This is a genomic window from Streptomyces sp. NPDC030798 (assembly GCF_055572275.1).
This window is the reverse complement of record NZ_JBVIDR010000014.1, coordinates 220,992-242,424: the sequence shown is the minus strand read 5'-3', so window position 1 is coordinate 242,424 and position 21,433 is coordinate 220,992. Positions and strand designations below refer to the sequence as shown.

At 74.3% G+C, this 21,433-nt stretch carries 21 protein-coding genes; 6 read left to right on the top strand and 15 right to left on the bottom strand.

Going from position 1 to position 21,433, the window contains the following annotated elements:
* Positions 1–278: 278 nt before the first annotated feature.
* Entirely contained in the window at positions 279–728 is a 450-nt protein-coding gene (locus tag ACZ404_RS29445) for an SPW repeat protein (RefSeq protein WP_468445056.1), read from the bottom strand.
* 199 nt (positions 729–927) lie between these two features.
* On the opposite strand from ACZ404_RS29445, the gene ACZ404_RS29440 reads away from it, so the two are divergent.
* Together ACZ404_RS29440 and ACZ404_RS29435 are read left to right on the top strand one after the other, a co-directional pair.
* On the top strand, positions 928–1,758 hold the full coding sequence (locus tag ACZ404_RS29440; RefSeq protein ID WP_468445054.1) for an SDR family NAD(P)-dependent oxidoreductase: 831 nt from the start codon (positions 928–930) through the stop codon (positions 1,756–1,758).
* A 6-nt stretch (positions 1,759–1,764) separates the two neighbouring features.
* Entirely contained in the window at positions 1,765–2,673 is a 909-nt protein-coding gene (locus ACZ404_RS29435) for a DMT family transporter (RefSeq protein WP_468445052.1), read from the top strand.
* Positions 2,674–2,688: 15 nt separating this feature from the next.
* Here the strand turns inward: ACZ404_RS29435 and ACZ404_RS29430 are convergent, their stop codons facing one another.
* Complete coding sequence (locus ACZ404_RS29430) at positions 2,689–3,576, bottom strand: DMT family transporter (RefSeq protein WP_468445050.1); 888 nt, start codon at positions 3,574–3,576, stop codon at positions 2,689–2,691.
* Between ACZ404_RS29430 and ACZ404_RS29425 the strand changes: the two genes are divergently transcribed.
* Positions 3,575–3,709 (top strand): hypothetical protein, encoded by a 135-nt coding sequence (locus ACZ404_RS29425; protein ID WP_468445048.1) that lies wholly within the window; start codon positions 3,575–3,577, stop codon positions 3,707–3,709. The two genes, ACZ404_RS29430 and ACZ404_RS29425, sit on opposite strands and share 2 nt — an antisense overlap.
* Here the strand turns inward: ACZ404_RS29425 and ACZ404_RS29420 are convergent.
* From ACZ404_RS29420 to ACZ404_RS29410, 3 genes are all read right to left on the bottom strand, one after another.
* Entirely contained in the window at positions 3,706–4,833 is a 1,128-nt protein-coding gene (locus ACZ404_RS29420) for a GNAT family N-acetyltransferase (RefSeq protein ID WP_468445046.1), read from the bottom strand. The two genes, ACZ404_RS29425 and ACZ404_RS29420, sit on opposite strands and share 4 nt — an antisense overlap.
* 285 nt (positions 4,834–5,118) lie before the next feature.
* Positions 5,119–6,633 carry a glycerol kinase GlpK gene (gene glpK, locus ACZ404_RS29415; RefSeq protein ID WP_468445045.1) on the bottom strand — a complete coding sequence of 505 codons (1,515 nt, stop codon included), beginning with the start codon at positions 6,631–6,633 and terminating at the stop codon, positions 5,119–5,121.
* Positions 6,634–6,681: 48 nt separating this feature from the next.
* On the bottom strand, positions 6,682–7,446 hold the full coding sequence (locus ACZ404_RS29410; protein ID WP_468445043.1) for an IclR family transcriptional regulator: 765 nt from the start codon (positions 7,444–7,446) through the stop codon (positions 6,682–6,684).
* 199 nt (positions 7,447–7,645) lie between these two features.
* Between ACZ404_RS29410 and ACZ404_RS29405 the strand changes: the two genes are divergently transcribed.
* Both ACZ404_RS29405 and ACZ404_RS29400 read left to right on the top strand, forming a co-directional pair.
* Entirely contained in the window at positions 7,646–8,071 is a 426-nt protein-coding gene (locus tag ACZ404_RS29405; RefSeq protein ID WP_468445041.1) for an ATP-binding protein, read from the top strand.
* A 97-nt stretch (positions 8,072–8,168) separates the two neighbouring features.
* On the top strand, positions 8,169–8,324 hold the full coding sequence (locus ACZ404_RS29400; RefSeq protein ID WP_468445039.1) for a DUF6131 family protein: 156 nt from the start codon (positions 8,169–8,171) through the stop codon (positions 8,322–8,324).
* A gap of 10 nt (positions 8,325–8,334) precedes the next feature.
* Here ACZ404_RS29400 and ACZ404_RS29395 read toward each other — a convergent pair whose 3' ends face one another.
* The 10 genes from ACZ404_RS29395 to ACZ404_RS29350 form a co-directional block, all read right to left on the bottom strand.
* Positions 8,335–9,192, bottom strand: a complete 858-nt coding sequence (locus ACZ404_RS29395) for an MBL fold metallo-hydrolase (RefSeq protein ID WP_468445037.1) — start codon at positions 9,190–9,192, stop codon at positions 8,335–8,337.
* Positions 9,193–9,294: 102 nt separating this feature from the next.
* Positions 9,295–9,837 carry a DUF6817 domain-containing protein gene (locus ACZ404_RS29390; protein ID WP_468445035.1) on the bottom strand — a complete coding sequence of 181 codons (543 nt, stop codon included), beginning with the start codon at positions 9,835–9,837 and terminating at the stop codon, positions 9,295–9,297.
* A 15-nt stretch (positions 9,838–9,852) separates the two neighbouring features.
* A complete protein-coding gene (locus ACZ404_RS29385) occupies positions 9,853–11,049 on the bottom strand; it encodes a sensor histidine kinase (RefSeq protein ID WP_468445033.1) in 1,197 nt (398 codons plus the stop codon).
* Positions 11,046–12,818, bottom strand: coding sequence for a sodium/solute symporter (locus ACZ404_RS29380; RefSeq protein WP_468445031.1), 1,773 nt, complete (start codon positions 12,816–12,818; stop codon positions 11,046–11,048). The genes ACZ404_RS29385 and ACZ404_RS29380 overlap by 4 nt, the downstream gene beginning before the upstream one ends.
* Positions 12,815–13,264, bottom strand: a complete 450-nt coding sequence (locus ACZ404_RS29375) for a hypothetical protein (protein WP_468445029.1) — start codon at positions 13,262–13,264, stop codon at positions 12,815–12,817. The genes ACZ404_RS29380 and ACZ404_RS29375 overlap by 4 nt, the downstream gene beginning before the upstream one ends.
* A 114-nt stretch (positions 13,265–13,378) precedes the next feature.
* A complete protein-coding gene (locus ACZ404_RS29370) occupies positions 13,379–14,221 on the bottom strand; it encodes a LytR/AlgR family response regulator transcription factor (protein ID WP_468445027.1) in 843 nt (280 codons plus the stop codon).
* Between the two features lie 65 nt (positions 14,222–14,286).
* Positions 14,287–16,659: a glycoside hydrolase family 65 protein gene (locus ACZ404_RS29365; protein ID WP_468445025.1), complete on the bottom strand. Its 2,373-nt coding sequence runs from the start codon at positions 16,657–16,659 to the stop codon at positions 14,287–14,289.
* 37 nt (positions 16,660–16,696) lie between these two features.
* Positions 16,697–18,844 carry a xanthine dehydrogenase family protein molybdopterin-binding subunit gene (locus ACZ404_RS29360; protein ID WP_468445023.1) on the bottom strand — a complete coding sequence of 716 codons (2,148 nt, stop codon included), beginning with the start codon at positions 18,842–18,844 and terminating at the stop codon, positions 16,697–16,699.
* Between the two features lie 576 nt (positions 18,845–19,420).
* Positions 19,421–20,416, bottom strand: a complete 996-nt coding sequence (locus ACZ404_RS29355; protein WP_468445021.1) for an FAD binding domain-containing protein — start codon at positions 20,414–20,416, stop codon at positions 19,421–19,423.
* Positions 20,413–20,952 carry a 2Fe-2S iron-sulfur cluster-binding protein gene (locus ACZ404_RS29350; RefSeq protein WP_468445019.1) on the bottom strand — a complete coding sequence of 180 codons (540 nt, stop codon included), beginning with the start codon at positions 20,950–20,952 and terminating at the stop codon, positions 20,413–20,415. Before ACZ404_RS29350 ends, ACZ404_RS29355 begins: the two co-directional genes overlap by 4 nt.
* 71 nt (positions 20,953–21,023) lie before the next feature.
* Here ACZ404_RS29350 and ACZ404_RS29345 point away from each other — a divergent pair, with 71 nt between their 5' ends.
* Positions 21,024–21,176 carry a hypothetical protein gene (locus tag ACZ404_RS29345; RefSeq protein ID WP_468445017.1) on the top strand — a complete coding sequence of 51 codons (153 nt, stop codon included), beginning with the start codon at positions 21,024–21,026 and terminating at the stop codon, positions 21,174–21,176.
* Positions 21,177–21,433 lie beyond the last annotated feature (257 nt).

Here is a 21,433-nt window from a genome sequence, read left to right as displayed (position 1 = left end):
CCCGACGCCCGGTCGAACGCACCGAGCAACCCGTTGATCCCGTCCCCCGGATATCCGTAGACACGCTTCACGCCCCATTCGGTCAGGCGCTGCAGTACGTAGTCGGCCACCAGCGGCATGGCGCACTCCCTCGGACCCGGTCTCTGCCATCACCAGTGGGTGACCCGCAGGCGTTTTCGGTAAACGGCGCCGTCCGCGAGGCCACTCGCACGGGCGGAGCGCATGGGGCACACAGGGGTGCCGTGCCCGCGCGGACGGCGCGGACACGGCACAGGGGGTCAGTGGGCGGGGCGTCGGGCGAGGCCGACGGTGAGTCCCATGGCGGCGAGGCCCAGGAGGGCCGTGATCGCGCCCAGCACGCAGTTGTTCCAGATGATGCCGGCACGAGCGGTGTGCCCGAGGGTGACCACCCAGGGGGAGATCAGAAGCCACACGCCGATGGGGGCGAGGACCCAGGCCAGGCGGAACATCCGCTCGGGGGCGAGGGCCAGTCCGGCCCCGATGAGGGCGATGCTGATCCCGAGAATCAGGTTGTTGACCGCGATGAAGCGGTTGAGGGAGAAGTGCACGACCCAGGGCGAGATGGCGCAGTAGAGACCGGTGAGGAGGATGAGCCCCTCTACGGCGATCGCCCGGCCGCTGGAGGCCGTCCGCTCGAGTCGGTCACGCATCTCCGCGAACTCGGGATGCGTGCTCATGCTCCCGGACTGCTGGTGTGGATACGACATGGCTGTCGTCTCCTCTCCGCAAAGGAGTTCATTGCCTCATGCAAGGGTCCCCCTTTATGCCGGTCTTACGCGCACATGTCCTGATTTATCTGAATTCTTTGCGGGGTACTCGACGACCGCGGTGTTTCGGCAGGTGGGCCAGGGGATACCCCCGGCTCACCGAGTCGGCCCCCGCGTCCGCCGCCAGCGAGGTCAGTCCATGTCCCACCGTCCCTCCCCCGCAGGATCGCCGGCCCGCGCACGGACCGTGTCCACGCCCGTGCGGTTCGCGGCCGACGGGAGCGACCGCCGGCGCACGGCCCTGGTGACCGGTGCCTCGTCCGGTATCGGCGCGGCCGTGGCACAGCGGCTGGCCGCCGAGGGCTGGCGCCTGGTGCTGACGGGGCGGGACGCGACGCGGCTGGAGCGCGTGGCCGCCCGGGCATCGGCCGTCGCCTTCCCGGCGGACCTGAGCCGGCCCGGCGGCGACCACCGGCTCGCCGAGTTCGTGCTCGACCGCGCCGGCCCGGTGGAGCTACTGGTGGCGAACGCCGGCGTCGGCTGGGCCGGCGACTTCACCGCCATGCCGCGCGCGGCCATCGACGAGGTCGTGGGCGTCGACCTGCTGGCCCCCCTCCGCCTGGTGCGGCATCTGCTGCCGTCGATGGTCGCGGCGGGCTCCGGCCGGGTGGTGCTCGTCGGCTCGGTGGCGGGCAGCGTGGGGGTGCGGGGCGAGGCGGTGTACTCGGCCGCCAAGGCCGGGCTCGGGGCGTTCGCGGACGCCCTGCGCTACGAGCTGCGGGGGACCGGCGTGGGGGTCACCCATGTGGTGCCGGGCGTCGTGGACACCCCGTTCTTCGACCGGCGCGGTGTGCCGTACGTGCGCTCCCGGCCCCGGCCCGTGTCCTCGGAGCGGGTGGCGGACGCCGTGTGGCGGGCCGTCCGCAGGGGCGAGGACGAGGTGTACGTACCCGGCTGGCTGCGGCTGCCGGCCCGGCTGCGGGGCACGGCTCCGGCCCTGTACCGACGGCTCGCCGCCCGATTCGGATGAGTGGACGTGGGAGCCCTCACCATCGTTCTGTCCCTGCTGGCGGCGCTGTCCAACGCCTCCGCCTCGGTCCTCCAGCGGCGTGCCGCGACGGACGAGCCGGACGACCGCAGCGGAGCGCGGCACGCCGTGCGCTGGCTGACGAAGGTGACACGCCGGCCGCACTGGCTGGCCGGTACCTCGCTGCTCATCGTGTCCAGCGTGCTGCAGGCCTCGGCACTGGCCGTGGGCAGCCTGTCCGTCGTCCAGCCCCTGCTGACCAGTGAGCTGCTGTTCACGCTGGTGGTGGGCAGCGTGGTCTTCCACCACCGTCCCGACCGGCGTACCTGGACGGCGTTCGTGGCCCTCGGGCTGGGGCTGGCCCTCTTCCTCGGGGCGGCCGCGCCCTCCAGCGGCGTGGCCACCGCGCCCGGCGGACGCTGGCTGATGGCGGGCGGTGCGCTGCTGCTCGTGGTGGTGCTGCTGGTGCTGCTCGCCCGGACGCGGACCGGGGGGCCGCGTGCCGCGCTGCTCGGCCTGGCGTCGGCGGTGTCCTTCGCCTGCACCGCGGCGCTGATGAAGGAGGTCGTGGGCAGGATCGGGCAGGGGCTGGACGTCGTGTTCACCCACTGGTCGCTGTACGCCACGGTCGTGGTCGGGCTGATCAGCTTCCTGCTGCTGCAGGGTGCGTTCCGCGCCGGGTCCCTGACCGCGTCGCAGCCCGCGCTCACCCTCGGCGACGCGCTCACCAGCGTCGCGCTCGGGTGGGCGCTGTTCGAGGAGCACATCGGGCTGGGGGTGCGGACGGTGCCCGAGGTGATCGGCTTCATGCTCATAGGCGCGGGCAGCATCGGCCTGGCGAGCGCGCCCTCGGTCAGCGGCGCCTGGGACGCGGCACCCCGGGAACGCACGGACGCCGGTCGGGGCAATCCGGCCTGAACCGAACGGAAGACCCTAGGAGCTGGGGCAGTTCTGACGCTCGTCGCCGTCGGGGGTGCGGTGGCCGGGCATCGCGGGGTGCCGGGCCAGCAGGAAGACGCCGGCGACGATCGCCGCGAGGCCCCCGCTCTCGCCGGCCAGGGCCGCCGGGTCGGTGCTCAGCCGGTCGCCGAGGAAGCCGATGCCGCAGGCGATCCCGGCCAGCGGTTCGGCGGCCGTCAGGGTCGGCAGGGACATCCGCAGCGGCCCCGCCTCGAAGGCGCTCTGCACCAGCATCAGGCCGGTCACCGCGAGGGCGACCAGCGTGTACGGCTCCCAGCGCAGCAGCAGCGCGAGGATCCCCTCGTCGCCCAGGACGCCGGTGGACACCCGGGTCAGGGCGTCCTGCAGCCCGTACAGGATGCCCGCGGCGGCAGCCAGCAGCGGGGGCTCCTCGAACAGCGGCAGATGGCGGGCTGCGGCGATCAGCGCGAGGGCCGTGCCGATCACCAGCCCGACGACCAGCCAGTGCCGGAAGGCACCGACGTCCGCCGAGCCTCCCGTGGGCCGCCCGGCCAGGATGAACAGGGCCACACCCCCGCTGAGCAGCAGCACCCCCACCCAGCCGGAGCCGCCCAGCCGCTGCCCGGTGAGCCGGCGCGCCACCGCCATGGCGAACAGCAGATTGGTCACCAGCAGCGGCTCCACCTGGGACAGGTCGCCCGAGGCGAGCGCGACCGCGCTGAGGATCTGCCCGGCCACCATGCAGGCGATCCCGGCGAGCCACAGGCGGCTGTGGGCGAGGTCCCACAGCAGCCGGAAGTGCAGCACGTCCGCGGCCGGCGCGCGCTCGGCGGCGTGCTGCTGGAGGACGAATCCGACACCCAGCATGCATGCCGAGGCGAGGCCGAAGACGTAGAGCATGGACCGTCCCACCTGGTGCGCACCGTCCTGCCTGCTGCACCCGTTCGCGTACCGGGCACCCCGGAATACCCCGTTCCGCTCCCTTTTACTCGCCGGTGACACCGCGCCCGGCGAGGGGTTCGGCAAGGCCTAGTAGCGGTCCAGGCGGTGCGCGTACGGGGTCGGCAGGGACGCGGTGCCGCCCCCGGGGAACCACGCGGCGCACAGGTCGCGGTACCGGTCGGGCAGGACCACGCCCGCCGCATCGGCGTCATCGGCCGACCAGTGACCCAGAAGCAGCCGGACGAGCGCGGTGCCGTCGGGGATCAGATCGCCGCGCCGCAGTGCGGTCAAGGCGGTGTCGTGGCCCTGGTCCGGCCCTTGTCCGGCGGCCCGGCGGCGCAGCTCGGGCTCCAGTGTGCGCACCAGCATCGCCCGGTTCAGAACGGCCGCCATCATTCCGCCGCTCGGCCGGAACGCGCGCTGCTCGGTGCAGCCCATCCGGCGTGCCGCGCGGCCCACCGGACTGTCGGCGGGCTCCCGGACCGTGAACTCGCTCAAGCGCCTGTTCCAGCACAGCCTGGCGAGGCCGGCGAGCAGCAGGGCTGCCGCGGCCGCGTCCTCGGCCACCAGCTCGTCGGCGATCACCGATCCGATGGGGTCACCGAAGGCCCGACCCTCCAGCACCGCATAGCCCGCGAGGGCATCGTGACGGCGCAGAACCAGGGTCTGGGACCCCGGATTCCACGTGCTCCGGGGAACGAGCCGGTTCCAGCCGGCGTGCCGCTCATGGGTCCAGGGCCGCTGCGCATGAGCGGTGTTGTACAGGCGGACCATCGCCGGCAGATCTGCCGCCGAGCCACTGCGGATCCCCGGGACGGCATCCCCCGGATCGTGCCCGGTCGCACGTTCCACATGGCGCACGGGGACGACCAGGGCCCCGTCTGCGACAGCGCCGGCAAAGCCGAACTTCTCGTACACCTCCTCGATGCCCTCGGACACGAACGCGACGTCCACCCGCTGCGCCATACCGGCCAGCGCCTGGCGCAGGAGCCGGCTCATGTGTCCCCGCCGCCGGAACTCGGGCTGGGTTTCCACGCCACCGATGCCTTCCGCGGCGACGGCGACCGCGCCGAAGCGGACGCGGAAGGAGAGCGCCTCGAGCTCGGCGACCGGTGCGCCCGTCTCGGTGCGCAACCGGCAGTACCGCGTCCGCAGACTACGTACGTCCTGGTCCGCGACTTCGGTGTAGCGCACGGCCGGCTCATGTTCCGACACGGATGTTCCTCGGCCTTCGCTGTCGTACGGCATCGCGTGGCGCCGCGCCGTTCGGCGCGGATCCCAGCCAAGACCTTCACCTGCTCGCCGCCGCTGAAACCGGCGCTGCTAGGCCCTGTCGTCAAACTCCCGCCTGCCCCACAACGCCATGCACGCACTCTCGCCGCACCGGGCCCCGACCCGAGTACATCCAGTACGAGGGCCAGGACCCGGCACGCCGAGAGCACGCACCTGACGCCGCAGGGCCCGCCCTCCGGGCGGACGACGGGAGTCTGACGACAGGACCTAGTCCGGGCGGGGCGGGCGGACCCAGCCCAGGGAGCGTTCCACGGCGCGTTGCCAGTTGTCGTACTCCGCCTCGCGGTGGGCGGGGTCCATGTCGGGGAGCCACTGGGCGGCGCGGTGCCAGTTGCTGCGCAGGACCGAGAGGTCCGGCCAGTACCCGGCGGCGAGTCCGGCGGCGTAGGCGGCCCCGAGCGAGACCGTCTCGGCGACGAGGGGCCGTACCACGGGCACGTCGAGGACGTCGGCGACGAACTGCATCAGCAGGTTGTCCGAGGTCATGCCGCCGTCCACCTTGAGCTGCTTCAGGGCGACCGAGGAGTCGGCGTTCATGGCGTCGACGACCTCGCGGGTCTGCCATCCGGTGGCCTCCAGGACCGCGCGCGCCAGGTGGCCCTTGGTGATGTAGGAGGTGAGGCCGACGATGACGCCGCGCGCGTCGCTGCGCCAGCGGGGCGCGAACAGGCCGGAGAAGGCGGGGACGATGTAGCAGCCGCCGTTGTCCTCGACCGTGCGGGCGAGGGTCTCGATCTCGGGGGCGCTGCTGATCAGTCCCAGCCGGTCGCGGAACCACTGCACCAGGGCGCCGGTGACGGCGATCGAGCCCTCCAGGGCGTAGACCGGCCGCTGGTCGCCGATCCGGTAGGCGACGGTGGTCAGCAGCCCGTGCCGCGACCGTACGACGTCGTTGCCGGTGTTGAGCAGCAGGAAGCTGCCGGTGCCGTACGTGCACTTCGCCTCGCCCGGGGAGAAGCAGGTCTGGCCGAACAGGGCCGCCTGCTGGTCGCCGAGGGCGGCCGTGATGCGGACGCCGGGCAGCAGGGCGCGGGCCTCGCCGTACGTCTCGGCGGAGGACCTGATCTCGGGCAGCATCGGGCGGGGCACCCCGAAGAAGGCCAGCAGCTCCTCGTCCCAGGTGAGGGTGCGGATGTTCATCAGCATGGTGCGGCTGGCGTTGGTGGCGTCGGTGATGTGCAGGCCGCCGTCGGCGCCTCCGGTCAGGTTCCAGATCAGCCAGCTCTCGATCGTGCCGAACAGCACCTCGCCGTCCGCCGCGCGCTGCTGGAGCCCCTCCACGTGGTCGAACAGCCAGCGCAGCCGCAGGGCGGAGAAGTACGTCGAGGGCGGCAGTCCGCACCGTTCGAGGAAGAACTCCTCGCCGGGCCGCTCACTGAACTCCTCCACGAGCGGGGCGGTACGGGTGTCCTGCCAGACGATCGCCCGGCCCAGCGGGGCCCCGGTCCGCCGGTCCCAGAGCACGGTCGTCTCCCGCTGGTTGGCGACGCCCACGGCGGCGACCTCCGCCTTGTCGACACCGGCCTCGGACAGCGTCTCGGGCACGACCCGCTGGAGGGCCTGCCAGATCTCGACGGCGTCGTGCTCGACCCAGCCGGGCCGCGGGAAGTGCTGCTGGTGCTCCTTCTGCGCGACCGACACCAGCCGCCCCTGGTGGTCGAACAGGATGCATCGGGTGGAGTTGGTGCCCTGATCGATGGACATTACGTACCGTTCAGCCATGATCGGGTGTGCCTTCCGACGGATCGGGGAGCGGCGGGCCGGCCGGGGCTACCAGCGGGCGGCGCCCAGGTCTCTGGAGATCGCCCGGGCGGCCTCCCGGAGCAGGGTGATCAGATTCGGGCGGGGGTGGCCCGGGCTGTCGCAGAGCCGCTCGACCGGCCCGGACAGCCCGATGGCGCCGACGACGAGGCCGCCCTGTCCCCGGATCGGCGCGGCGAGTCCGGCCTCGCCCATGCTCATCTCCTGGATCTCGGCGGCCCAGCCGAGCTCGCGGACCTCGGCGAGCGCCCGGCCGAGCCGCTCCTGGGTGACCAGGGTGTGCCGGGTGTAGGCCTCCAGTTCCGCCTCCGGGTGCTCCAGTGAGGCGGTTCCGTAGGCCAGCAGGACCTTGCCGAGCGAGGAGGCGTGCAGCGGGAGCAGCGAGCCGACGTCCAGCGTCTGGAGCGTGTCGTCGGGCCGGAAGACGTGGTGGACGACGAGCACCCTGCCCTCCAGGGGCGTGCCGAGGCGCACCGCCTCCCCGCTGCGCGCGGCGAGGGCGTCGGCCCAGTTGATGGAGCGCGACCGCAGCTCGTTGACGTCGAGGTAGCTGGTGCCGAGGTGCAGCAGGGCGGCCCCGAGCTGGTACTTGCCGGTCGCCGCGTCCTGCTCCACGAAGTCCACGTGCTGCAGCGTGCGCAGGATGCCGTGCGCGGTGCCCTTGGCGAGGCCGAGCGAGGCCGCCACCTCGCCGAGCCCGAGGCGGCGGGGGCCGCCGGCGAGCAGACGCAGGATCGCCGCCGCCCGTTCGATGGACTGGACTGGGCCGGCCATGATGCGAGCGTATTACCGCGCGGGGCGGTTCGCTTGTGGGCAGTGCCGTGCCGGGCACCGCGACGCTGCGGGGCGTTCGACAATGCCGACCGCCATTCATTGACCCGTCCGGGTTTGTCTCCCTACGGTGCTACGAGGTCCGGAAGAGCGCCCTACGACGACGGGCGCCCGGCCGGCCGCACACACCCCAGGAGAGAACATGTCCGCACAGCTCAACACGCTGCTTCGGGAGGCCTGCGACCACGTGTGTCCGCTGCCGCCCGGCGCCGGCGGCGTCTCCGCCGTTCGCCGGCGGGCGGGGGCCGTCCTCGCGGACTGGAGCGTGTCCCCCCAGATCGTGGAGGACGCCCTGCTGGTGGTGTCGGAGCTGCTCACCAACGCGGTGGTGCACGCGCTGCCACCCGCCGTGCTGCGGCTGGCGTGGACCCGGGAGGAAGGGCGCGGCACGCTGCGGGTCGAGGTCACCGACGCCGGTCCCGCGCGCCCGGCCGGGCAGCCGCCGGCGGGGATCGACCCGGACGAGCACGGCCGGGGCGAGGAGATCGTGCACGCCCTGGCGACGCGGCACGGCCTACGGCTGCACCCCGGCGGGGTCACGCGGTGGGCGGACCTCGTGGCGGTGTGAGAGGCGCGGCCGCGAAAGTCCGCGCACGGGATGCACATACCGCCGAGTTGGGGGCACTAGAAAGGGCAGAAGCGTTGCTATCCGCAGGAGGCACGTCATGATCGCCCTCGGCATCATCCTGCTCATCATCGGTTTCCTCACAGGCCTGTCGATCCTGTGGACCATCGGCATCATCCTCGTGGTGATCGGTGCGGTCCTCTGGATTCTCGGAGCCATGGGGCACGCGGTCGCCGGCCGGCGTCACTACTGGTGAGGCTGCCCCTTCAGCCGACCGTGGGGACAGCCCCGGGCTCCAGGGTCAGGCGGGCCCGCTGACCGTGCCGGCACGGGACGATCCGATCGCCGAGGCCCAGCCGGTCCGCCTGCGCGAGGAACGCGGACAGCGGTGAGCGCATCACCGTGTAGTCGCCGTAGTGCACGGGCAACAGCAGCCGCGGGTCCAGACGCCGGGCGAGTTCCGCTCCCTGCGCGCCGTCCATGGTGACCAGGAAGCCGCCCGGCAGCAGGGTGCCGCCCAGGTGCAGTACGGCGAGGTCGGCGACCGGGAAGCGCCGGGTGATCTCGTCGAGCCCGTCGTAGAGCATCGTGTCGCCCGAGAGGTACAGGCGCAGGCGCACCGGCCCGCCGACCGGCCCGAACTCCAGCATGCTGCCCATCACGGGCGGCAGCAGGGCGCGCAGCACCGGATGGCCGGCGTGCCGGCCGGGCAGGGAGGTCACCCTGACCTGGGCCCCGCCCTGCTGCAGGGTGAGCGACTGCCAGGTGCGCAGGCCGGCGGTGCGCCGGAAGCCCTGCACCACCTTCAGCCGGCGCGCCGCGTGCGGGGTGGTCAGGATGGGCACCGTCCGGTCCAGGTGGCGGCGGGCCCGGCGGTCCCAGTGATCGCCGTGCAGGTGGGAGAGCACGATCCCGTCGAGGCGGGGCAGCTCCTCCACGTCGAGGGCCGGCTCGGTCAGCCGGCGGCTCACCAGCCCGTGTCCGAGGTAGGCGTACTCGCCGCGGTGCAGGAAGTTGGGGTCGGTGAGCAGGGTGAGCGGCCCGTGGCGCACCAGCAGGGTCGCGTTGCCGATGAAGTGCAGGTCGACCGCGTCGTGCGTGGGGTCGTCCGAGATGCGAGGCATGGGAGGCCGCCCTTCGCCGGAGCCGGGGGATCCGCTGGCCCCCGCGATGTCCGGTGACCGGGGTACCCCTGAGCGGCCGGGCCACGCGCACCGGCGAAGGGGTCACCGTGAGGGGCCGGCCAGGAGCGTTCGGCAGTCGAGCCACGCCTCGGCGGTCAGCAGGTCCCGCACGCGGGTGAACAGGGCCAGCAGGTCGGGGCCCCACCGGTCGCGGAAGGCGGGGTCGAGGCGGGCGAGGTCGAGTTCGTTGGCGGCCGTCAGCTCGGCGAAGTCCCGGCGCAGCCGCGGTACGGGGACGACGGCACGGCCGGTGAAGCGGTCGTGGAAGGGGGCGTCGGGCCGGGCGAGGCCGGGGTAGGTGGCCTTGCGGTCGCAGGCGGCGTAGAGGTGGACGATCTCCTCGGCCTCGGTGCCGATCACGGCCCGCAGATCCGCTCTGCGGTCCAGGGGCAGCAGGGCGCCGGGGAAGCCGTCGGTGCCGTAGAACGCGTGGCACAGCCCGGCGAGCTGCAGGGCCGGGCGGGCCTGCCAGAGCGCCAGCCGGTCCTGGACGCGGCGCAGATGCGCCAGGAGGGTGCCGCCGGGGTGCGGCATCTGCTCGGCCCCGAGTTCACGCAGCAGGGCCACGGCGCGGTCGGCGGTCATCGGCCGGTTCTCCTCTCAGGTCGCCGGGCGGATGCCCGGGTGGAACTTGGGGACGCGTACGGTGATCTTCGTGCCGGCGCCGACGCCGGTCTCGATGACCAGGCCGTGCTCGTCGCCGTACACCTGGCGCAGGCGCATGTCGACGTTGCTCAGACCGACGCCGCTGGAGGGTCCGCCGCCGCGCAGGATCTCGCGGAGCCGCCCGGGGTCCATGCCGACGCCGTTGTCCTCGATGACGACCCGGGCCTCGGTGCCCTCGTCCTCCGCGAGGATCGTGATGCGGCCGCGGTCCACGGACTCCTCCAGGCCGTGCTTGAGGGCGTTCTCGACGAGCGGCTGCAGGCACAGGAACGGCAGGGTGACGGGCAGGACCTCCGGGGCGATCCTCAGGGTGACCTCCAGGCGCCGGCCGAAGCGGGCGCGGGCGAGTTCGAGGTACTGCTCGATGGAGCGCAACTCCTGCGCGAGGGTGGTGAAGTCACCGCCCCGGCGGAACGAGTAGCGGGTGAAGTCGGCGAACTCCAGAAGGAGTTCGCGGGCGCGCTCGGGGTCGGTGCGGACGAAGGAGGCGATGACGGCCAGCGAGTTGTAGACGAAGTGGGGCGAGATCTGCGCGCGCAGGGCCCGCACCTCGGCCTCGATCACGCTGGAGCGGGCCCGGTCGAGGTCGGCGAGTTCGAGCTGCACGGACACCCAGCGGGCCACCTCCTCGGCGGCCCGGACGACGCCCGCCGACTCCTCGTCGGCGAAGGCGGCCAGTGTGCCCGGGGCCCGGCCGTCGACGCCGAGCGGCGCCACGACGCCCCAGCGCACGGGACAGGTCTCGTTGCCGCAGGACAGCGCGAAGGTCTGCGGGCGGCCCGTGCGCACGGCGTGGGCGAGCCGGGCCTCGGCCTCGGCGCGGTGGTGGTCGCCGACGCCGTCCCAGGCGAGCACGGACTCCTCGTCGGTGAGGGCCAGCGCGACCGTGCCGAGCAGCGGCCGCAGCCGCCGGGCCGCCTTGCGGGCCGTGTCGGGGTCGAGGCCCGCGCGCAGGGGCGGTGCGGCGAGCGAGGCGGTGTGCAGGGTGTGGAAGGTGGCCCGCTCGACCGGGGTGCCGGGGCCGGCCGGGTTCTCCTGCTGCCGGCGGGCGCCCGCGTGTCCGAGGGCCGCGCCGAGGGCGAACAGCGCGAGACCGGCGAGGGCCAGTACGGCGGCACCCAGGACACTCATGGGCGGCCCTCGTGCGGGGTGACACGGCCGGTCGGGGGTTCGGCGGCCGGGGACTCGGCGGTCAGGGTCTCGGGCAGATGGAGCCGGGCCATCGTGGCGGCGGCGCTCGCCGGTACGCGGGCGCGGGTGGCCAGCGAGACCGTCACCATCGCGGCGAATCCCAGCGGCACCGACCAGACGGCCGGCCAGGCCAGCAGGGTGTGCAGCCAGCCGGAGCGGGCCCCGCCGGCGATGGTGACCGTCACCGCGAGCAGCGCCGAGCCGCCGCCGAGGACCAGCCCGGCGATCGCGCCGGGCGGCGTCAGGCCGCGCCACCAGATGCCGAGAACGAGCAGCGGGCAGAAGGAGGAGGCGGAGACGGCGAAGGCGAGGCCGACCGCGTCCGCCACGGGCAGGTCGCTGACGACGGCGCCGGCGGCGGTGGGCACCGCGATCGCCGGCAGGGTGGCCGGCCGGAAGTGCCGGATGCCGAGGGTCGGCAGCACGTCCTGGGCGAGGACGCCCGCCACCGACATGGTGAGGCCCGAGACGGTGGACAGGAACGCCGCGCAGGCCCCGCCCGCGACGAGCGCACCGAGCAGATGGCCGCCGACGCCGCCGATCAGCCGCTGGGGCAGGACGAGGACCGCCGCGTCCGTGTCGCCGGTGAGCAGCAGATCGGGGGCGTAGAGCCGGCCGAGCGCGCCGTAGAGGGGGATCAGCACGTAGAAGGCGCCGAGCAGGCCGAGGACGACGACGGTGGTGCGGCGGGCGGCGCGGCCGTCGGGGTTGGTGTAGAAGCGGACGACGACGTGCGGCAGGCCCATGGTGCCGAGGAAGGTGGCGAGGATCAGCCCGTAGGTGGCGTACAGGCCGTGCTGCTCGCGGCCGGCCGACAGCGGCTTCGCCCAACTCGACGGTGCCGCCGGCCCGGTCTCGTCGTCGGGCAGCGGTACGGGCGTACCCGACGGGAAGCGCAGGGTGGTGCCGGCGGCGACGCGGTGGGTGCCGGGGGCGAGGGTGAGCGGGCCGCCGTCCCGGGTGCGGCCGTCGACGGTACCGGTGGCCGCGGTGACGCGGACCGGTTCGCGGACCGTGAGGGTCAGCGGGCGGTCGACGCGCACCTGGGTCGAGCGCTGGAAGACCGGCCGCTCGTCCCAGGCCGGCGCCGGGGCCGAGTCCGCGCGCCAGGCGAGCAGCAGGAACACGGCGGGCACCAGCAGGGCGGTGAGTTTCAGCCAGTACTGGAAGGCCTGGACGAAGGTGATGCTGCGCATGCCGCCCGCGGCCACGGCCCCCGTCACGACGGCGGCGACGACCAGGCCGCCGAACCAGCCGGGCGCCCCGGTGAGCAGCCGCAGGGTCAGTCCGGCGCCGCGCAGCTGGGGCAGCAGGTAGAGCCAGCCGACCCCGACCACCAGGACGCTCGCGATACGCCGCACGGCCCGGGACTCCAGCCGCGCCTCGGCGAAGTCCGGCAGTGTGTAGGCGCCGGAGCGGCGCAGCGGAGCGGCGACGAAGACCAGCAGGACCAGGAAGCCGGCGGTGTAGCCGATGGGGAACCAGAGCATGTCGGCGCCCTGGGCGAGGAGCAGTCCGGCGACGCCGAGGAAGGACGCGGCGGACAGGTACTCGCCGCTGACGGCGAAGGCGTTGAGCCGGGGCGGGACGCTGCGGGAGGCGACGTAGAAGTCGGAGGTGGTGCGGGAGATCCGCAGACCCAGCGCGCCGACGAGCACCGTGGCGAGGACCACGGCCGACACCCCGGCGATTGCGTACGTCTGGTTCAACGCCCGGTCACATCACCCTCGTTGCGCTCGGCCCGGCGGACGTACCAGGCCCCCGCGCCGAGCAGGACGGGGTACGGCGCCACCCCCAGGACGAGCCAGCCGGCGAGCGGGACGTCGGGCCCCGTACCGGCCAGAAGTACGGGCAGCAGCCCGAGCGGGACGACGAGCAGGACCACCGCCGAGAGAGCGGCACGCAACTGACGCCGCATCAGCCCTGAGACGGTCGCGCCGACTTCGGTCGCGGAGGCGGTCCCGGTCGGCGGGCGTCCGGGGCGGTGGGCGCGCGGCGCATGGGGGCCTGCGGTGACGACCTCCCGCCGCCCGGCCACGCCTTCCCGCCTCCCGTCGGCGGCTGCTCCGGCACCGGTGACCGGCTCTCCGCGCCCGGCGGCCGCCTCTTCACGCGTGGACGGCGACTGCTCGTGCGGGGCGGAATCCGGATCCATGACGCACTCCCCGACGCCGCGGTGATCACCTCGTTGCGGCGAGTGTACGCAGCGCGCCACCGGTCAGGTAGACGCGTGACAGGGTTCGGCACCCGGTCGGCGCCGGGCCTGGGGTCAGCGGGCGCGGTCGACGGCGCCGCTGGCCCGTCGGGTCAGCAGATCCCGCAGTTCGCGGGCGTTGCGGCGGCTCACGGCGAGGACGCGGTCGCCGATCCTGACGGTCAGGTTGCCGCCGTCCAGGCGGAGTTCCTCGATGCGGCCGAGGGCGACGAGCCGGCTGCGGTGGATGCGCACGAACCCCCGCGAGCGCCACTGCTCCTCCAGCGCGGACAGCGGGATCCGCACCAGGTGGCTGCCGTGCGCGGTGTGCAGGCGGGCGTAGTCGCCCTGGGCCTCGACGCAGGTGATGTCGGCGATGGGCACGAACCGGGTCACCCCGCCGAGTTCCACGGGGACCTGGTCACCGAGCGCCCCGGCCGGCTCCGGGCCGGGGCCGCCCGCCGCACGGACGGGGGGCCGGGGGCCCTGCCCGGCGCGGGTCAGCTCGGCGACGCGGCGCACGGCCTCCGCGAAGCGCTCCTTGCGCAGCGGCTTGAGCAGGTAGTCCACGGCCTTGAGGTCGAAGGCGCGCAGCGCGAAGTCCTCGTGGGCGGTGACGAAGACGATCAGCGGCGGGGCGCTGAAGCCGCCGAGGAGCCGCGCGAGGTCCAGGCCGCCGAGGCCGGGCATGTCGATGTCCAGGAAGACGACGTCGACGGCCTCGGCGGAATCCGGCCCGGCGTCCCTGGCCCGTTCGAGCCGGCGCAGCGCCTCGGTGGCGTCGAGCGCGGGCACGACCGTGTCGACCCGCGGGTCCTCGCCGAGCAGGTACACCAGTTCCTCGAGGGCCGGCTCCTCGTCGTCGACGGCCAGGGCGCGCAACGGGGCGCCCGCCGTGGTCTCCTCCGTCTCCCGCATCGTCCACTCCCCCACTCGCCCGGGCACGCATCATGCCGCATCGTCCGCTCACGCAGCCCTTTCCCTCAGTCCGGCAGCGCCATCCGCACCCGCTCGCCCGGCCGGACCCGCACCACCCGGTCCGGCAGCCGGATGTCGATCGGCGGGCGGCCGGAGGACGCCGGCACGACGGCCTCCAACTGGCCGGAACGCAGCCGCAGATGGACGCCCCAGTGGCCCTGGTAGCGCAGCGAGAAGCCGTAGGAGGAGAGCTCCGGGAGCGGGACCGGGTCGAGCCAGAGCATGCCGTCGCGGGTCTCCAGGCCGGTCAGGCAGCGCTGCACGAGGTCGAGGGTGCCGGCCATGGCGCCGAGGTGGATGCCCTCGCCGGTGGTGCCGCCCTGGACGTCGGCGACGTCGCCGCGCAGGGTCTCCTGGACGAAGGTCCAGGCACCGGCGCGGCGGGCGCGGGCCAGGATCCAGCCGTGCACCAGGCCGCTCAGGGTGGAGCCGTGCGTGGTGCGGTGCAGATAGTGGTCGACCGTCGCGCGCCAGGTGTCCTCGTCGAGCCGGTGACCCAAGTGGGCGAACAGCCGCTGGAGTTCGGCCGGGGAGAACAGATAGCCGAGCATCAGCACGTCGGCCTGTTTGGACGCCCTGTAGCGGTTGACGGTGTCGCCCTCCGCCTCCAGGATCCGGTCCAGGCGCCGGATGTCGCCGTAGCGCTCGCGGTAGCCGTCCCAGTCCAGCTCGGCGAGATGGCCGTAGCCCTCGAACTGGCTGATCACACCGTCGTGGAAGGGGACGTGGAGGGTGCGGGAGACCTCCTCCCAGCGGGCGAGCTCGTCCGGCTCCAGGCCGAGGCCCTCGGTGAGTTCGCGGGCGCGCGGCTCGGGCAGGGCGCGCAGCAGGTCCAGGGTGCGGATGAGCACCCAGGCGGCGGTGACGTTGGTGTAGGCGTTGTCGTCCAGGCCGGGTCCGGGCGCGTCGGGGTAGGCGTCGTGGTACTCGTCGGGGCCGACGACGCCCCGGATGCGGTGCCGGCCGAGATGCTCGTCGTAGCGGGCCGAGTCGGCCCAGAAGCGGGCGATGTGCAGCAGCATCTCGGCGCCCTCGGTGTGCAGGAAGTCGATGTCGCCGCTGGCCTCGCAGTATTGCCAGATGTTGTACGCCACCGCCGAGCCGACGTGGTGCTGCAGCCGGGAGTGGTCGGGCAGCCAACGTCCCGAGCGGGGGTTGAGGTGCATCTGCTGGGTCTCCTCGCGGCCGTCGCTGCCGCTCTGCCAGGGGTAGAGCGCGCCGCGCCGGCCGCTCTCGTGGGCCGCGTGGCAGGCGGCGTCCAGGCGGCGGTGGCGGTAGTGCAGCAGGGCGCGGGAGACCTCGGGCAGGTGCAGGTTGAGGTACGGCAGGACGAACAGCTCGTCCCAGAAGACGTGCCCGCGGTAGGCCTCGCCGTGCAGTCCGCGCGCGGGCACGCCGACGTCCAGGTCGGCGGTGTGCGGGGAGAGGGTCTGCAGCACGTGGAAGAGGTGCAGGCGCAGGATGCGGCCCGGGTCGCCGGGGACGTCGAGTTCGGCCCGCCGCCACAGCTGTTCCCAGGCGGTGGTGTGGGAGCCCAGCAGGTCGTCGAAGGAGGGCGCGTCGGCGACCCGGTCGACGGCGGCGCACAGCGGGTCGCTGATGGCCGGGTCGTGGGAGGTGTGCAGGGCGACCGTCTTGTCGACGGTGACCCGGCGGCCCGGGGCCAGCCGCAGCCGCAGCCGCTGTACGGCCCGCCGCGCCTCGCCGGTGTCGGAGACGGGCGCGTCGGCGGTGAGCCGGGAGGCGAGGCCGATGCCGGTGTCGGCGGTCCGGGTGCGGCAGCGCAGCCACGCCGTGCCCGGTGCGGCGCGCCCCGCCTCGACGTCGGTGAGGTGGCGGCCGTCCAGGTCCCGGTAGCGGTCCACGCCGGAGTTGGTGACGCCGCCGTCGATCGCGGCCTCGACCTCGAGGTCGCCGGTGAAGTTCTCGGCGGTGAAGTCCGTGCGCAGGGCGGCGAGATGGGGGTCGGCCATGTGCACGAGGCGGAGCTGGCGGACCAGGAGGGTGCCGCGGGGGCCGAGCCGGTAGCGGGTGCGGCGTTCCAGGACGCCGGGGTCCAGGTGGAGGGCCAGGTGGTGCTCGGCGACGGGGGCGGTGTCGGGGGTGAGCCAGTCGCGGCCGGGGACGCGGAAGCGCAGTGGCAGCCAGTTCGGCAGGTTGACGATGTCCTCGTTCTCGACCAGGCGTCCGGCGACCTTCGAGGTGAGCCGGTCGTAGCAGCCGGCGGCGTAGGTGCCGGGGTAGTGCACGGCGTCGGCGGTGCACTCGGGCAGGGCGCCGCGGGTGGCGAAGCGGCCGTTGCCCAGGGTGCACAGGGACTCCCGCAGGCGTTCCTCCGCGGGGTCGTATCCGTCGTACTCCCACAGCAGACCCGTCACCGCAGGCGGTCCTCCTTCGCGTGTGTCCGCCGGGCCGTCATCCCTCGGAGAGCAGGGCGGTGAGGAGGCGGTCGGGGGTGAGGGGCAGCTCGCGGAAGCGGATGCCGGTGGCGTGGTGGACGGCGTTGCCGATCGCGGCGGCGGTGCCGACGATGCCGATCTCGCCGATGCCCTTGCTGCCCATCGGGTTGAGGTGGGGGTCGTCCTCCTCGATCCAGTGGGCCTCGATGTCGGGCACGTCGGCGTGGGCGGGTACGTGGTAGGAGGCGAGGTCGGCCTCGGCGAAGTCGCCGAAGGGGCGGTCCAGGGTGCTGCCCTCGGTCAGCGCCATGCCGAGGCCCATGGTCATGCCGCCGACGAACTGGGAGCGGGCGGTGCGGGCGTTGAGGATGCGTCCGGCGGCGTAGACGCCGAGCAGCCGTCGTACGCGGATCTCGCCGGTGACGGTGTCGACGGCGACCTCGGCGAAGTGGGCGCCGAAGGCGTGCCGGGCGTAGCGGCTGTCGGCGTCGGCGCGCCCGGTGGTGTCGGCGCGGGTCTGAAGGCCCTCGGCGGGCAGCGGGCCGGGGTGGGCGGCGAGCCGGGTGGCCAGGTCGGTGCAGGCCTCGTGGACGGCCCAGCCCCAGGAGGCGGTGCCGGAGGAGCCGCCGGCCAGGGAGGCCGGGGGCAGATCGGTGCGGCCCACCTCGGTGCGCACCCGGTCCAGGGGCACGCCGAGCGCGTCGGCGGCGACCTGGGCGAGGACGGTACGGGCGCCGGTGCCGATGTCGGCCGCGTTGATCCGGACGACGAAGGTGCCGTCGGGCAGGGCGTCGGCGGTGGCGGTGGAGGGGAAGGCCATGGCGGGGTAGGTGGCGGCGGCGACGCCGGTACCGAGCAGCAGCGGGCCCTCGGTACGGGTGCCGGGGCGGGGGTCGCGGCGGTCCCAGTCGAAGCGGCGGGCGCCCTCGCGCAGGCACTCCACGAGGTGCCGGCTGGAGAAGGGGCTGCCGCTGCCCGGCTCGCGGTCGGCGTCGTTGCGGATCCGCAGTTCCACGGGGTCCAGGCCGAGGGCGTCGGCGAGTTCGTCCATGGCGGATTCCAGGGCGTACATGCCGGGGGCCTCGCCGGGGGCGCGCATCCAGGAGGGGCTGGGGACGTCCAGGGGCACCACGCGGTGGGAGCTGAGCAGGTGCGGGGTGGTGTACATGACGCGGGCGGGTACGGCGGCCTGCTCGACGAACTCCTTGACGTGCGAGGTGTGGGTGGTCACCTCGTGCAGCACGGCGGTGAGCCGGCCGTCGGGGGTCGCGCCGAGGCGCAGGCGGTGCAGGGTGGGCGCGCGGTGGCCGACCGTGGTGGGCATGTGGCGGCGCGGGCAGGCGACGGTGACGGGCCGTCCGGTGCGGCGGGCGGCGAGGGCGGCGAGGACGACGTCGGGGCGTGGCGTGCCCTTCGAGCCGAAGCCGCCGCCGACGTGTTCGGCGACCACCGTCACCTGGTCCTCGGGCAGCCGGAACAGCCCGGCGAGCACGGACTGCACGGTCGTGCCGCCCTGGCTGGAGGTGTACACCGTGAGCCGGTCGCCGTCCCACTCGGCGGTGCTCGTGTGGGGCTCCATGGGGTGGTTGTGCAGCGGGGGGACCCGGTAGCCGGTGTCGACGCGGACCGGGGCGGCGGTGTAGGCGGCCTCCGGGTCGCCGACCTCGAGCCGGCCGGGCTCGCCGCCGTTGGCCTCCTCGGGCTCGTAGCCGCCCGGATGGTCCGGCCGGAGGTCGGCGTCGTGCGCCTCGACGGCGTACGTGACCCGGACGGCGCGCGCGGCCTCCCGCGCCGCCTCCGGCGTCTCGGCGACGGCCAGGGCGACGCACCAGCCCCGGTGCGGGACGCGGGCGTTCTGCAGTACGGCGAGGGTGGCGTCCTCGGGTGCGGCGAGCCGGGGGGCGTCCCCCGGCGTGAGCACGTCGAGCACCCCGGGCAGCGCCAGGGCGGCCGAGGTGTCCACCCCGGTCACCCGCCCCCGGGCCACCCCGGCAGGCACCGGCCACCCGTGCACCCGCCCGCCCGGCGCGTACTCCCCGGCGTACCGCGCAAGTCCCCGCACCTTCTCGGCCCCCTCCCGCCGCCCGACCGAGGCCCCGAGCGCGGTCCCGGTACGGGGGGTGGGCTCCTGCCAGGGCCGGGCGTCCCGCACCCCGGCGGCCACGGCACCCCCCTTCCCGGCACCCTCCGTCCACCCACCCGGAGGCTCGTCCCCGGGCAGACCGCCGGGCGTCAGGGAGTCCTCACCGGCGGCCAGAGGACCCTCACCGGGCATCCCACCCGGCATCAGCGGATCCTCGCCCCCCGCCGGGCTCCCCCGCATCCCGCGGCGGCCTACCGGCCCACCGCCCGTCACACGGACCGAGTCCCCCGGCAGAGCACCGGGGAGCGAGGGGGTGCCGCCGTGCGGAACGCCGTGCGGAACGCCGTGCGGCGTCGGTTCGCCGGGGGGCGCGTCGGCTTCGGCCGTCGCCGCGTCTTCCTGCTGCCCGTGTCGGCTCGGGGAGGCGTCCCTGAGCGAGTGTCCGGGCGTCGAGGGGGCTGCGCCCGGCAGACCGCCCTGGGCCACCGTACGGCCGGCGGAGGGCTCGGCCGGATGGTCGGACGGCCGGCTCCCGCGCGGCGGCGCGGCACCTCCCGGCAGAGCGCTCCCGACCGACGCGTCGCCCCACCGGAGGCCGCCGTGGGTCGCGGGACCGTTCGGGGGCGGGGGGCTGGAGGGCATGGGGGCTCCTGGGGGTCAGGCCGGGATGGGGCTGGGGGTCAGGCGGGTCAGGGCGTCCAGGGCCAGGTTGTGAGCCAGGGGGACCTTGTAGGCGTTGTCCCGGAGGGGCTCCGCCCGGTCGAGTTCCAGGTCGATCGCGCCTTCGTAGGCCGGTCGGGTCGCGGCGGCGCCGAGGAGGGCCGTTTCCGCGTGGTGGGCCCGCCAGGGACGGTGGGCCAGGCCGCCGAAGGCCAGGCCGATCCGGTCGACGATGCCGTCCTCGACGCGCAGGACGACGGCGACGGAGGCGAGCGCGAAGGCGTAGGAGGCGCGGTCGCGGGCCTTGCGGTAGGCGGAGGGGATGCCGGCCCGGGCGGCCGGGAGCAGCACGCCGGTGATCAGTTCGCCGGGGCGGATCTCGGTGTCCCGCTCCGGGTGCGTACCGGGCAGGCGGTGGAAGTCGGTCACCGGGATGCTCCGGGTGCCCTCGGTGCCGTACAGCTCGACCCGGGCGTCGAGGGCGGCGAGCGCCACGGCCATGTCGGAGGGGTGCGTGGCGATGCAGTCCTCGGAGTGCCCGAAGACGGCGTGGTCCCGGTGGACGCCCTGCAGGGCGCCGCAGCCACTGCCCGGCACCCTTTTGTTGCAGGGTTTGTCCAGGTCCTGGAAGTAGGGGCAGCGCGTCCGCTGGAGCAGGTTCCCGCCGGTCGTGGCCGCGTTGCGGAGCTGCCCGGAGGCGCCGGCGAGCAGCGCCTGGGACAGCACCGGGTAGCGGTCGCGGACCAGTGGATGGGCGGCGAGGTCGCTGTTGCGGACGGTGGCGCCGACGCGCACCGAGCCGTCCGGCAGTTGCTCGATCCGGTCCAGCGGCAGCCGGCCGACGTCGATGAGGAGGGCGGGGCTCTCCACCCCGAGTTTCATCAGGTCGACCAGGTTGGTGCCGCCGGCGAGGTAGCGGGCGCCGGGATGGGCGGCGTACGCCTCGGCGGCCTCCTCGACGGTGCGCGGCCTGAGGTATCCGAACGCCTTCACCGGATCACGTCCTCGACGGCCTCGACGATGCGCGGATAGGCCCCGCACCGGCACAGATTGCCGCTGAGCCGCTCACGGATCTCGGCCCGGTCCAGCGGGACGGGCCGGCCGGAGGGCTCGACGGGGTCGGTGACGTGGGAGGGGTGACCGGCCGCGGCCTCGGCGAGCATGCCGACGGCGGAGCAGATCTGGCCCGGGGTGCAGTAGCCGCACTGGAAGGCGTCGCGTTCCAGGAAGGCCCGCTGGAGCGGGTGCGGCTCCTCGCCGTCGCCGCCCAGGCCCTCGATGGTGGTGACCTCGCTGCCGTCGAGGGTGACGGCGAGCAGCAGGCAGCTGTTGAGGCGGCGCCCGTCGACCAGCACGGTGCAGGCACCGCACTGGCCGTGGTCGCAGCCCTTCTTCGACCCGGTGAGATCGAGATCCTCACGCAGCAGGTCCAGCAGGACCCGCCGGTGGTCGACGAGCAGGGTGTGGGGTTTGCCGTTCACCCGGAGGGTGATCTCCGAGCGCGTACCGGGCTCGTTTTCGCTGGTCATGGCAGGGAGGGCCTTCCGCCAGGGGCCGTGACGCCGTGCACACCGCGTATCCAGGCTGCGGCGCCTCACACGTGGTGCGGCTCAGCTCCTCCCGCACCGGTGCCGCCGAGGAGACCGTCACCGTGCTCGTGAAGCGGACGGCCGGGTCGTCCGGTGCTTCGACGGCGCGGTCGGCGGTGATCCCGGGGTCGGCGTTGAAGGAGCAGTGGCTGCCGAGGCCGTAGGCCTGGTGGCCGGTGACGGAGTCCGCGACCCTGTGGGCGGCGCACCCCTTCGTGGGGCCGTTCATCCATGCGGACTGGCTCGGCGGGTCGTAGGGCATCCCGGTCCGGAAGAAGTAGGTGCGGCCGCCGTTGCAGACGACCGGGCACCACGACCTCGGCCCCACCCCGACCCGGCGAGCGCCCCTCAGCCGCCCCCTGGCCGGTGTCCGCCACCTCACCCCGACGGCCCGGCGACCCGCCATCACCCACCGCCGGGC

Coding starts and splice junctions, on each gene's coding strand:
- ACZ404_RS29375 (WP_468445029.1), bottom strand. CDS start 13,264: ATGGATCCGGATTCCGCCCCGCACGAGCAGTCGCCGTCCACGCGTGAA.
- ACZ404_RS29385 (WP_468445033.1), bottom strand. CDS start 11,049: ATGAGTGTCCTGGGTGCCGCCGTACTGGCCCTCGCCGGTCTCGCGCTG.
- ACZ404_RS29400 (WP_468445039.1), top strand. CDS start 8,169: ATGATCGCCCTCGGCATCATCCTGCTCATCATCGGTTTCCTCACAGGC.
- ACZ404_RS29350 (WP_468445019.1), bottom strand. CDS start 20,952: ATGACCAGCGAAAACGAGCCCGGTACGCGCTCGGAGATCACCCTCCGG.
- ACZ404_RS29445 (WP_468445056.1), bottom strand. CDS start 728: ATGTCGTATCCACACCAGCAGTCCGGGAGCATGAGCACGCATCCCGAG.
- ACZ404_RS29370 (WP_468445027.1), bottom strand. CDS start 14,221: ATGCGGGAGACGGAGGAGACCACGGCGGGCGCCCCGTTGCGCGCCCTG.
- ACZ404_RS29410 (WP_468445043.1), bottom strand. CDS start 7,446: ATGGCCGGCCCAGTCCAGTCCATCGAACGGGCGGCGGCGATCCTGCGT.
- ACZ404_RS29390 (WP_468445035.1), bottom strand. CDS start 9,837: ATGACCGCCGACCGCGCCGTGGCCCTGCTGCGTGAACTCGGGGCCGAG.
- ACZ404_RS29405 (WP_468445041.1), top strand. CDS start 7,646: ATGTCCGCACAGCTCAACACGCTGCTTCGGGAGGCCTGCGACCACGTG.
- ACZ404_RS29425 (WP_468445048.1), top strand. CDS start 3,575: ATGGACCGTCCCACCTGGTGCGCACCGTCCTGCCTGCTGCACCCGTTC.
- ACZ404_RS29440 (WP_468445054.1), top strand. CDS start 928: ATGTCCCACCGTCCCTCCCCCGCAGGATCGCCGGCCCGCGCACGGACC.
- ACZ404_RS29395 (WP_468445037.1), bottom strand. CDS start 9,192: ATGCCTCGCATCTCGGACGACCCCACGCACGACGCGGTCGACCTGCAC.
- ACZ404_RS29430 (WP_468445050.1), bottom strand. CDS start 3,576: ATGCTCTACGTCTTCGGCCTCGCCTCGGCATGCATGCTGGGTGTCGGA.
- glpK (WP_468445045.1), bottom strand. CDS start 6,633: ATGGCTGAACGGTACGTAATGTCCATCGATCAGGGCACCAACTCCACC.